Here is a 10,906-nt window from a genome sequence, read left to right on the forward strand (position 1 = left end):
TGCGTATTTTAACTTCCAGAACTGTAGGGACTACAGAGTTAGCCTAATCAATATCCGACCAATAGGTGGGAGTTCTTAGGAATCTCCATCTTCAAAATCCCTTAGGATTTAAGGTGGAGTAGTTCAAGTAGATAGACTCAAGGTGAAAAATAGGGCTAGTCACCCCAACCGTCTTACAAAGAAAACAGATGACTTTGACACGGGGCTCAGAAGATGGATTTATCCTCCAACTTTTTTAAAAAAACAAGATTTTTTGAATAGAAAAAATCTCTTGCAACCATTGTATTTATAAGCCATTTGGTATAAAGTGAAGAGAGGGATTTTGTGAAACAAAAAACTGTTTCACGAGTGACTATAGAAAGGATTTTAGAGAATGACTCCAGAAGAATTTCAGTCTGAATTAACTAAGCGAGACATTCCTGTTACAGAAGAAAAGATGCATCAGTTTGAACGCTATCTGGAACTGCTTCAGGAATGGAATGAAAAAATCAATTTAACTGCAATAACTAAAAAAGAAGAAGTATACTTGAAACATTTTTACGATTCATTAACTGCAGGACTTTACGTAGATTTTAGCAAAGGGGTCCACAGTCTATGCGACGTAGGCTCAGGTGCTGGGTTTCCTAGTATCCCCCTTAAAATCATCTACCCGAATCTGCAGATCACCATTGTCGATTCATTGAAGAAACGAATCGGCTTTCTGGAAACTGTCGTCAACGAGCTGGGGCTGGAAGATGTTTATTTGTACCACGACCGGGCAGAAACATTCGGTCAGAATAAACAGTTCAGAGCCTCTTTTGATTTTGTGACGGCCCGCGCAGTAGCGCGTATGAGTGTCCTGTCAGAATTGTGTCTGCCGCTTGCTAAAAAAGGCGGAACCTTTATTGCCATGAAGGCCGCTCATGCACCGGAAGAACTGGATGAAGGACGCAAAGCGATCGGTCTGCTGGGCGGGAAAGTGAGAGATGATATCTCCTTTGAACTGCCTGAAGAGGCCGGGGAACGTCATATCATCCTGATCGACAAGACAAAGGAAACACCTAATAAATACCCGAGAAAACCCGGCACTCCGAACAAGAGTCCGCTGGTTTAATGACAACAGAAAGTATGGAGGAGTAGTATGGCACAGATTATAGCTGTCGCAAACCAAAAAGGCGGAGTGGGCAAGACAACGACAACTGTCAACCTAGGCGCCTCACTTGCCTATGCCGGCAAGAAAGTGCTTCTGATCGACATGGACGCACAGGGCAACGCAACCAGTGGCCTGGGTGTCCGTAAAGGTGAAGTCAACAAAGACATTTACGATGTTCTGATCAACGAAGAACCGCTTGAGGATGTCATTCTGTCATCAAGTCGCGAGAATTTGAGCATGGTCCCGGCAACGATTCAGCTGGCCGGGGCAGAAGTGGAACTGACGAGTCTGATGGCGAGAGAAACCCGTCTGAAGCGTGCAGTAGAAACGGTTGAAGATCAGTATGACTATATTCTGATCGACTGCCCGCCTTCTCTGGGGCACCTGACGATCAATGCCTTTACAGCAAGTGATTCTGTTCTGATCCCTGTTCAGTGTGAGTATTACGCTCTGGAGGGATTGAGTCAGCTTCTCAACACGGTCCGTCTGGTCCAGAAGCACTTCAATAAAGATTTGAAAGTAGAAGGCGTATTGCTGACGATGCTGGATGCCCGAACCAATCTGGGCCTTGAAGTCGTCAATGAAGTGAAGAAGTATTTTCGTGAAAAAGTCTATCAGACTATTATTCCAAGAAATATCCGATTATCCGAGGCACCAAGTTACGGCCTGTCCATTATCGATTACGACCTGAAGTCAAAAGGGGCAGAAGTCTACCAGGAACTAGCAAAGGAAGTGTTGGGTAATGGCTAATAAGAAAAAAGGCTTAGGCCGCGGCATCGATGCCTTGTTTGATGTGCCTGATTTTGAAGAGGAAGTCAGAAACAATGACGAACGTGTGGAAATGATCGAGTTGACTGAGATCCGTCCGAACCCTTATCAGCCGAGACGTCATTTTGACGAGGACGCACTGAATGAACTGGCAGCATCAATCAAAGTGTCGGGTGTCCTTCAGCCGATCATCCTTCGCAAGTCATCTGTGAAAGGCTATGAGATCATTGCCGGAGAGCGGCGCTTTAGAGCATCGAAGCTGGCTGGAAAAGATAGTGTCCCTGCAATCGTCAGAGAGCTGAATGAAGAAGTCATGATGCAGGTCGCGATTCTGGAAAACCTGCAGCGTGAAGATCTGACCTCTCTTGAAGAAGCAGAAGCGTACAACATGATGATGGATAAACTGTCCATGACTCAGGAAATGGTCGCTGAACGACTAGGTAAAAGCAGATCGTATATCGCTAACCATCTGCGTCTACTGTCCCTTCCGGAAGAAGTGAAGAAGCTTGTTCAGGAAGGTAAACTGTCCAATGGTCAGGCAAGAACACTACTGGGGCTTAAAGATAAGTCCAAGATCAAGAAGCTGGCACGCCGTGCGGTGAAAGAAAAACTGACAGTGAGGCAGCTGGAGCACCTTGTGGCAGAAGCTAATCAGAATCCGAAAAAGGACGGCAATAAAGACAATGCGCCCGTCAAGTCTGTTTACATCAGAAAGTCTGAAGAATTACTGACGGACAAGTTCGGCACAAGTGTCATCATTCGCGAAAAAGGCGAAAAAGGGAAGATCGAAATCGAATATGTATCCCCAGATGACTTGAACCGCATTCTTGAAGAACTGAATATCGACTTAAATTAGACTATTGAACCGACCGGCTGGATTTACTAGGACAGGAGGAAATCAAGTGGATAAAACATACGAGCTGCACGACAAAGTAGAAATGAAAAAGGCCCACCCGTGCGGGGTCAATAGATGGGAAATTATTCGTCTGGGAGCGGATATCCGTATTAGATGTACCGGCTGCGGCCATTTGGTTCTCATGCCCCGCCGTGAATTCGACCGCAAGATGAAAAAAGTACTGAAAGACTAGATTTTAACTCGAAAGACCATTATAGAAAGAGAAAGGTGAACATATACATGCCTTTAACAGCAGGAATTGTAGGATTACCCAACGTAGGAAAGTCTACGTTATTTAACGCAATCACTAAAGCAGGCGCAGAAGCTGCGAACTACCCTTTTGCAACGATCGACCCGAACGTCGGAATCGTTGAAGTACCGGACGAGCGTCTTGACCGTCTGGCTGAACTTGTTAACCCGGCGAAAGTCGTCCCGACAACATTCGAATTCACTGACATTGCCGGTATCGTCAAAGGAGCCAGTAAAGGGGAAGGTCTGGGGAATAAATTCCTGGCCAATATCCGTGAAGTGGACGCGATCTGTCATGTTGTCCGCTGTTTTGAAGATGACAACATCACTCACGTATCCGGACGCGTCAATCCGGCAGAAGATATCGAAACAATCAATCTGGAACTGGCATTGGCCGACCTGGAAGCCGTCGACAAACGAATCGAACGTGTCAGAAAACAAGCTAAATCCAAAGATGCAGACGCTGTCGCACTTCTGGCAGTTCTTGAAAAAATCAAACCCGTTCTTGAAGAAGGAAAGCCAGTCCGCGTACTGGACTTTACTAAAGAAGAACTGCCGATCCTTCGCTCGCTGTTCTTGCTGACAAGCAAGCCGGTCCTGTATGTAGCTAACGTAGCTGAAGAAGAAATTGCAGATCCGGAAAGCAACCAGTACCTGCAGACTGTCCGCGAGATTGCTCAGGAAGAAGGCGCGGAAGTTGTTGCCATTTCAGCGGCGATCGAAGAAGAGATAGCTGAACTGGATGATGAAGAAAAAGCTATGTTCCTTGACGATCTGGGTGTAACTGAGCCTGGACTGAACAAGCTGATTCGTTCATCTTATGACCTGCTTGGGCTGGCTACATTCTTTACTGCTGGACCAAAAGAAGTTAGAGCATGGACATTCAAAAAAGGAATGAAGGCACCTCAGACTGCCGGCGTTATTCATACCGATTTCGAAAGAGGATTCATTCGTGCTGAAACGATAGCCTTTGAAGATTACAATGAACTAGGTAGTGAAAAAGCTGCTCGTGAAGCAGGAAGACTGAGAGCAGAAGGAAAAGACTACGTGGTCCAGGACGGAGACGTTATCTTGTTCCGCTTTAACGTGTAGGGAAGAGAGGAAACAGAACACATGCCGAAGAAAAAAAATACGGTTGAACAGGAACCGGAAGTGACTCTTGAAGATAAAAAGAGAGAAAACGACGCCTTGTTCGATCAGTTAACAAATAAAAACAGAGAATACATGATGACACTGAACCGCAAGCTGGACGATGCGGGTTTTCCTGAAGACAACAAGACTTTAGTGTTTAATGACATGCTGAAAAATATTGTCTCCCAACAGGCAAATCACCTGACAGCTCGCAAACTCTACGGTACGGCTACAGACCAGGCGAGATACTTGACTGAAAGCGACCATGCAGATATGACTGGTCCGATTGAACGTTCCGAATCATGGAAAATCTACCTTGACGGGGCCCTTCTATTAGGTGGGATGTTTGCCGTCATTACTGGGATTTCATATCTTGTAGGGAATCAGGAAGCGGGACTCGGACTAATTACAATGATTCTAAACTTCCTTCTTGGTGGACTGGCTGTTATGGTCATCACTAAGTATGCCCCTCAACCAGGTGTTAAAGGTGGATTCATCAAGTACATCGTGGCGACGACGATCACCATGCTTACCTGGATCATCCTGATGGCGTTCGGAACGGCCATGCTGCCTCAGGCGTTGAATCCGATGATACCGGGGTCTATTACACTCGTTATAGGGGTAGTAGCCTTCGCAGCAAAATGGTACCTGAAGAAAAAACTGAATATTCAAGGTACACTTATTTAAGCTGCATCCTTGCTGGGATGCTTAAGTTGTGTATTGAACCGCCGGACTTCTCTGTATTTTGGAGAAGCTGGCGGTTTTTTGTGGTGCGTAAAGTCAAAGGCTGATGCGGGCGTGAGGGTCAGCGGTAAAAACATAAATGATGATTGTTCTTTCTTTATGAAAATAGGTTTATCTGAAAAATTGATAGTCCAGCTTTGTGTCTACAGTCATTAGAAGGAATCAAATTAATTTGAGTTAGGATTCGCCATATAACTTCTGATTATGATACAATGATAAAACAACGATTAAATTATTCTAATATAATCATTCGGAGGGAATTTACATGACAGATAATACAACAACACAGTTGATTCAACACGTAGTAGATCACGTGATATCAGAAGACAAGGAAGCATTGGCTCAATGGGGAGACAGCCGTGATCAATGGGTTCAGATGGGTGGAGACCTGCTCAAGGGCATCGACAAAGTAATATCAAGTGACCTGCGCATCATCAAGGATGATGGATCGATCGGTACATACCCGGCATTTCGTGTCCAGCATAACAATGCCTGCGGATACTACAAAGGGGGCATCCGTTTCAGTACAGGTGTACACCAGTCAGAAGTAGAAACACTGGCGATGCTGATGACATTGAAGAATGCCCTGCACGACCTTCCGTATGGTGGAGGAAAAGGGGGCGTGCACATCAATGTACGTGAACACTCCAAGCGTGAGCTGAAAGAAGTTAGTAAAGCATTTGTCCGCATGCTGCAGAATCAGATCGGCCCGTACAAAGATATTCCGGCTCCCGATGTGGGGACTGGAGAAGAAACGATGGACTGGATGACGGAAGAGTACAAGCTGCTGCATCCGAACCAGCCGTTCATCAACACTTTCACCGGAAAAAGCATTGCCAATGGTGGGACGAGAGGGCGTGCCGAATCGACTGGTATAGGAACCTTCCTCAGTTACTATTATCTAGTTGAAGCGGTCATGAGTGGAAGTCTGTCAGTCAATGATGACCATACTGAACGAAAAGAAACGGTCAAAGCCATTGGAGAAAAAGATAATGTGATCGTCGCTGTCCAAGGGTTCGGAAACTTGAGTCGGGCTGCAGCTATTGAGGCAGCCAACTGTGAGAATAAACATACAGTAATTGCTGTGTCCGATAGTCGCAGAACGATCTATAACGAGAATGGCGTGGATGTCGAAAAACTCGCACCATTTAAAGAAAAAAATGACCGTCTGCCGAACGAAGAAGAGCTTAAGGAACTGGGCATTGAAGGAGAAGTTAGAGATCCTGATGCTGTCCTGACGCTGGACTGTGATGTTCTGATCCTAGGTGCAATTGAAGACCAGATTACGTCTGAGAACCAGGCCGACATAAAAGCCGCTATCCTAGTAGAAGGCGCAAATGGCCCGATTACTAAAGAAGCAGATGAGTACCTGGAATCTAAAGGAAAAGTCATCATTCCTGACGTTCTGGCCAATGCCGGAGGAGTAACCGTATCCTATCTGGAGTGGGTTCAAGGCTTCACAAATGATGCAAAATCTAAAGAAACGATTCTTAAAGACATGAGCGACCGTATGAAGAATGTGAGTTACCGTGTCTATAATGCCTACTTCTCATCAGAAAGTGATGTCACTATGCGCTTCCTGTGCTATAAACTGGCCTTTTTAAGAGTGATCGATTTGATGAAACGTTCCGGAAAAATCAGTTAAACTGGAGAGGTGACAGATGAAAAAGCTGCTGCTTACTGGTGCGGCCGGTCGAATCGGTTCCCGCCTGATTGAAGATTTAGTAGACCAGTACGACCTGACAGCTGCCGACAAGGACTGTACCACCATTGCTGAATGGAAAGATAGAGGGTGTCGTCTAGTGACATTTGATGTGACAGACCTGTCCGATTGTCGCCAACTTTGCGGAGGAATGGACACGGTGATTCATCTTGCCGGAAATCCGTCGCCATTCGCCAAGTATGATGAACTGAAAGGGGTCAATATCGACGGCACCTATAATATGATGCAGGCCGCGAGCGAACAGGGAGTCAGTCGGCTGATCTTTGCCAGCAGTATTCATGCCGTAAAAGGCTATGCTGCTGATGAGCAGGTCAAAACGACTAGCCCGGTCCGGCCGCCGGATCTGTACGGGGCAAGTAAAGCATTCGGTGAAGCGATCGGCCATTACTATGGGTATGAAACTGACATGGAAGTCGTTGCGATCCGTATTGGCGGTTACCGGTCACTGGAAGTCATGAAGGAAAACGGCGAGGAGCCGGACATGCGTGAACGCAGCACATACGTCAGCAAACGCGATCTGAATCAGCTGATACAAAAGTGTGCAGAAGCGACTTTAGATAAGCCCTTCATAATTGTGCATGGCTTGTCTGACAATACCTTTAAATTTATGGACTTGACCGATACGAAAGAGAAAACAAGGTATGCGCCAGTGGATAATGGCTTTGATTTTCAATAGGATCAAAGTCCTGCGTTAATTAAGGCCTATGCTCCTGTTCCAGCTTCAACAACTGGGTTTTCATGTCTAAGCCACCTCTGAATTTTCTTGGAGCTGAAGACTTCGGCACAACACGATGACAAGGATAAACAATAAGTAGCGGGTTCTTACCAATTGCTGTCCCGACAGATCGGGCAGCTTTGGGTGAGAGCCCATTTTTTTCAGCCAGCTGACCATAAGTGATCGTCTCTCCGTATGGAATAGTAGCCAGACTTCGCCATATTTTCTTCTGATAATCCGTTCCATTTTGAACAACCGGTACATCGATGGACCGTGACTGGCCTGACAAATAAGACTGGAAGGCTTCGGCGTATGGCCGTAGTTCAGCTTCATTTTTTTCAATAGAATGGTCTGGGTAATGAACAGCCAGCCAGCTCAGACATTCTTCCTCTGAAGCAGGCATGGAGCCGACAAAACACAGGGCTTCATCAGTTGAAGCGATATAGAACTGCCAATCCTCGAATGAGAATAAGCTATAAAATGTTTTGGACATTGGAATCTTAATCCTTTCTGTTTCTTGATTTCAGGGGTATCGATATAAGAAAAGCCATCAGGCGATTTGAATAATTATGCAACCAATGGAAGATTAATCAGACTAACCGTTTGATGACTTTGTGTGCTTTATTTACTTATTTAGACTTCCTGCGTTTCTTTCAGGGCGTCCTTTATTTTTTTCATGACCAGTTCCTGATGACCTGGCAGCTCGAGATTGATTTCATCGATATCAATTACTAGAGTAGGGCTCTTGTCATATGAGGCAAACCAGTCGTCGTATCGGCTATGAAGCTTCTTGTAGTAATCGAGCAGTTCTGGATTCCCTTCGACCTGTTCAAACGGACGCCCACGCTTCTGGATGCGCTCCAGATGTGTATCCAGTGATCCCCTAAGATAAATTAGCAGATCCGGACCTTTTTTCGGCATGCCGTCAATTTCTTCCATCATGTTATCAAGTAAATCAGTGTATAAAGACATTTCCGCTTCACTCATATTCCCTTGTTCGAAGTTGATGCGAGTAAATAAGGCATCTTCATAGATCGAACGGTCCAGTACATTATGGCGATGCACCAGAGCCTGCTTGATGCTTCTGAAACGTGTATTCAGAAAGAAAATCTGCAAAGAAAATGCCCATCTTTTCGGGTTGTCATAAAACTTCTCCAGAATCGCATTATCTTTTACCTGCTCATAAAACGCCGTACTATCTAATTCTTCTGAGATTAGAGTGGTATATGTACTTTTTCCAGCTCCAATCATCCCTGCTAAAACAATCACAGACATTGTGGCTCCTTCCAACACATCCTTTATTTTCATCTTTTCTATCATACCACAGAAGTACGGCCCCGACATCCACTCTGGAAATTAGAAATAAAATGCCTGAAAAATTGTGATAAAGGTGTGAAAGATCAGGCAGGACAAGATTGGCTTAAATTATTTTCAAATCAGGCTGGCAAGCATAAACAGACCCAATAGGAGGATAATAATTAGCACAATAGTCTTGAACTTTTCAACTTGAATTTTCGAATATATTATTTCTCCCAGCATGTTAGCCATTATTATTACAGGAAGAGAAAGAATGTAATATAGACCTAGTTCCTGTGTCCAGAACCCGCTCAGGAAGTGGCTCAGAACAATCAGAATACTAGAAATGAGAAAGTGAGCCTGGATGTTATCCTTAAGTTCATCGGGGGTCCAGTTTCTCAATATATTATCAGACTATAATTCAAGTACCTGTCTTCCTTTCCAATTCCCATTGTTAAGATTTATCCTTATACTACGGCTTTACTTTCGCAAGGGTAACATATTTTTAACTAAGAGTCATTATGCTCCAGTTGTAAAAAACGCTTTCTCTTGGAATCAAACAAAATTAGTGGTAAGTTGGGTTTAACGTAATTCCGAAAGAAGTCTCCCACTTCTAAGCGTATGGGTGCGAAGCACCAGTGAAAGTGGGAGATGAATTTCGGTCAAGCGATAGCTTGAAGTGGTTAATGTCATTCTCATTTGGTATACTTTATATATAGACGATAACCAAGTCTATATAGGCGACAACCAAGCCTACTGAGTATTCCTTGGCGTTAGCCAAGTAAAAGAAAACCTATGAGGCAGGGACTGCCTTTTGAGCCTACCCATATCCGATTCCTCTGTCTGCATGAAACCTGTGCAGACAAGAATGGAGTTCGTAGGAAGCCCCCACTTCAAAATCCGGAGGATTTAAGTGGTGGGTAGTTCACAGATAAAATAAGAAAGAGGTGACATCAGAGTCGGTGGTCAGCTAAGCATAAGAACCTAACAGGAGGGTCTTCTAAATGGCAAAAGATAAAGTAGCAATTATAACTGGTGGAGCTCAAGGCTTAGGAAAAGGAATCGCAAAGAGACTCGCAGAAGATGGCTTTAAAGTCGTGATCAGTGACATGGATGAATCTGCACTTGAGAAAGTAGGAGAAGAGTTTAAGTCTAATAACCTTGAGGTGTCGACTTTTAAAGGTAATGTCTCTAGACCTGAAGATCAGACGAATTTAGTCAAGCATTCCGTCGATACATTTGGGCGACTGGACGTTTTTATCAATAACGCTGGTATCGAAGGAGACGTCGCTCCAATTGTTGAAGTTGAACCGGATTCGGTCGACATGGTCCTTGATGTCAATGTAAAAGGGGTTATTTATGGAATACAGGCAGCTGCCAGACAGCTAAAAGAACAAGGCGAAGGCGGAAAAATAATTAATGCCTGTAGTATCGCGGGTCAAGAAGGATTCGAAATGCTCTCTCCTTATACTGCTTCAAAATTTGCGGTTAAGGGTCTGACACAGGCCGCGGCTAAGGAACTTGCACCAGATAAAATCACTGTTAATGCCTATTGTCCCGGAATCGCAGGAACATCAATGTGGGACAGATTAGACGAAAAAATGATGGAACACATGGGAACAGAAAAAGGTGAAGCATTTGAGCAATACGCTCAAGATATTGCTTTAGGTCGCACACAGGAACCTGAAGATGTAGCGAACCTCGTTTCTTTCCTGGCATCAGATGAATCAAACTATATTACTGGACAGTCTATCATATCAGATGGTGGAATGATATTCAGGTAATTAAGACGTAAATCTAAAGCTGAAATAATCCGTTACACTCATAGGGTTATTTCAGCTTTTTTGTGTTAAACTAATTAAGTTCATTATTGAACAAAAGGAATACATATTAAACCCATTAGCAAGAAGTGTGCGTTAAATAATGGTTAACGTCTACTGTAACATATTAAAATGAGGAAGCAGGAGAGTTATATGGAAATAGGATTATACGACCTTATCAAGGTTTCAATAGAGATAAAATGGCCAATACTTTTAGTTGAGTTAATATTTTTCTTCACTAGTGTTGCATAAAACTTAGAATAAATAGGTTTTATAGGTTGTTACTTTTATCACAAGTAGTTTTCATTAAAATTTCCAAAAAAGTCAATTGCTGGCGCAAGGGATGACTTTTTCCAGAAATTTTTAGGGTTATTCAGTTGTGGATTAGTCTTTTTGTACTCTCTTTCACTTAACCAGGTGCGAACGATTCTTT

Annotated in this window: 11 protein-coding genes; 9 read left to right on the forward strand and 2 right to left on the reverse strand. The window is 44.0% G+C overall.

Annotated elements, in window-relative coordinates:
• The first annotated feature begins 373 nt into the window (after positions 1-373).
• The 8 genes from rsmG (at position 374) to ACYQ4S_RS09030 (ending at position 7,318) form a co-directional block, all read left to right on the forward strand.
• A complete protein-coding gene (gene rsmG, locus ACYQ4S_RS08995) occupies positions 374-1,093 on the forward strand; it encodes a 16S rRNA (guanine(527)-N(7))-methyltransferase RsmG (RefSeq protein ID WP_459770683.1) in 720 nt (239 codons plus the stop codon).
• 27 nt (positions 1,094-1,120) lie between these two features.
• Positions 1,121-1,882, forward strand: a complete 762-nt coding sequence (locus tag ACYQ4S_RS09000) for a ParA family protein (RefSeq protein WP_346023563.1) — start codon at positions 1,121-1,123, stop codon at positions 1,880-1,882.
• Positions 1,875-2,756, forward strand: a complete 882-nt coding sequence (locus tag ACYQ4S_RS09005; RefSeq protein ID WP_346023564.1) for a ParB/RepB/Spo0J family partition protein — start codon at positions 1,875-1,877, stop codon at positions 2,754-2,756. The genes ACYQ4S_RS09000 and ACYQ4S_RS09005 overlap by 8 nt, the downstream gene beginning before the upstream one ends.
• A gap of 46 nt (positions 2,757-2,802) precedes the next feature.
• The gene (locus ACYQ4S_RS09010; RefSeq protein WP_091267780.1) at positions 2,803-2,988 is read left to right on the forward strand and encodes a DUF951 domain-containing protein; all 186 of its coding nucleotides are present in this window, start codon (positions 2,803-2,805) and stop codon (positions 2,986-2,988) included.
• Positions 2,989-3,035: 47 nt separating this feature from the next.
• Positions 3,036-4,136, forward strand: a complete 1,101-nt coding sequence (ychF, locus tag ACYQ4S_RS09015) for a redox-regulated ATPase YchF (RefSeq protein WP_459770686.1) — start codon at positions 3,036-3,038, stop codon at positions 4,134-4,136.
• Positions 4,137-4,157: 21 nt separating this feature from the next.
• Positions 4,158-4,862, forward strand: a complete 705-nt coding sequence (locus ACYQ4S_RS09020; protein WP_346023567.1) for a DUF1129 domain-containing protein — start codon at positions 4,158-4,160, stop codon at positions 4,860-4,862.
• Between the two features lie 322 nt (positions 4,863-5,184).
• Positions 5,185-6,564, forward strand: a complete 1,380-nt coding sequence (locus ACYQ4S_RS09025; RefSeq protein WP_459770688.1) for a Glu/Leu/Phe/Val family dehydrogenase — start codon at positions 5,185-5,187, stop codon at positions 6,562-6,564.
• A gap of 16 nt (positions 6,565-6,580) precedes the next feature.
• Positions 6,581-7,318, forward strand: a complete 738-nt coding sequence (locus tag ACYQ4S_RS09030; protein ID WP_346023569.1) for an NAD(P)-dependent oxidoreductase — start codon at positions 6,581-6,583, stop codon at positions 7,316-7,318.
• A gap of 19 nt (positions 7,319-7,337) precedes the next feature.
• Here ACYQ4S_RS09030 and ACYQ4S_RS09035 read toward each other — a convergent pair whose 3' ends face one another.
• Both ACYQ4S_RS09035 and ACYQ4S_RS09040 read right to left on the reverse strand, forming a co-directional pair.
• Positions 7,338-7,850: a methylated-DNA--[protein]-cysteine S-methyltransferase gene (locus ACYQ4S_RS09035; protein ID WP_346023570.1), complete on the reverse strand. Its 513-nt coding sequence runs from the start codon at positions 7,848-7,850 to the stop codon at positions 7,338-7,340.
• Positions 7,851-7,990: 140 nt separating this feature from the next.
• Positions 7,991-8,632, reverse strand: a complete 642-nt coding sequence (locus ACYQ4S_RS09040; protein WP_346023585.1) for a deoxynucleoside kinase — start codon at positions 8,630-8,632, stop codon at positions 7,991-7,993.
• 1,025 nt (positions 8,633-9,657) lie between these two features.
• Between ACYQ4S_RS09040 and ACYQ4S_RS09045 the strand changes: the two genes are divergently transcribed.
• Positions 9,658-10,437: an acetoin reductase gene (locus ACYQ4S_RS09045; protein ID WP_459770691.1), complete on the forward strand. Its 780-nt coding sequence runs from the start codon at positions 9,658-9,660 to the stop codon at positions 10,435-10,437.
• Positions 10,438-10,906: the final 469 nt, after the last annotated feature.

Source organism: Alkalibacterium sp. s-m-28, from assembly GCF_054658175.1.

Excerpts from the sequence above, each read along its gene's own strand:
- rsmG (WP_459770683.1), top strand. The coding sequence starts at position 374 with ATGACTCCAGAAGAATTTCAGTCTGAATTAACTAAGCGAGACATTCCT.
- ACYQ4S_RS09045 (WP_459770691.1), top strand. The coding sequence starts at position 9,658 with ATGGCAAAAGATAAAGTAGCAATTATAACTGGTGGAGCTCAAGGCTTA.
- ACYQ4S_RS09005 (WP_346023564.1), top strand. The coding sequence starts at position 1,875 with ATGGCTAATAAGAAAAAAGGCTTAGGCCGCGGCATCGATGCCTTGTTT.
- ychF (WP_459770686.1), top strand. The coding sequence starts at position 3,036 with ATGCCTTTAACAGCAGGAATTGTAGGATTACCCAACGTAGGAAAGTCT.
- ACYQ4S_RS09040 (WP_346023585.1), bottom strand. The coding sequence starts at position 8,632 with ATGTCTGTGATTGTTTTAGCAGGGATGATTGGAGCTGGAAAAAGTACA.
- ACYQ4S_RS09030 (WP_346023569.1), top strand. The coding sequence starts at position 6,581 with ATGAAAAAGCTGCTGCTTACTGGTGCGGCCGGTCGAATCGGTTCCCGC.
- ACYQ4S_RS09025 (WP_459770688.1), top strand. The coding sequence starts at position 5,185 with ATGACAGATAATACAACAACACAGTTGATTCAACACGTAGTAGATCAC.
- ACYQ4S_RS09000 (WP_346023563.1), top strand. The coding sequence starts at position 1,121 with ATGGCACAGATTATAGCTGTCGCAAACCAAAAAGGCGGAGTGGGCAAG.
- ACYQ4S_RS09035 (WP_346023570.1), bottom strand. The coding sequence starts at position 7,850 with ATGTCCAAAACATTTTATAGCTTATTCTCATTCGAGGATTGGCAGTTC.
- ACYQ4S_RS09020 (WP_346023567.1), top strand. The coding sequence starts at position 4,158 with ATGCCGAAGAAAAAAAATACGGTTGAACAGGAACCGGAAGTGACTCTT.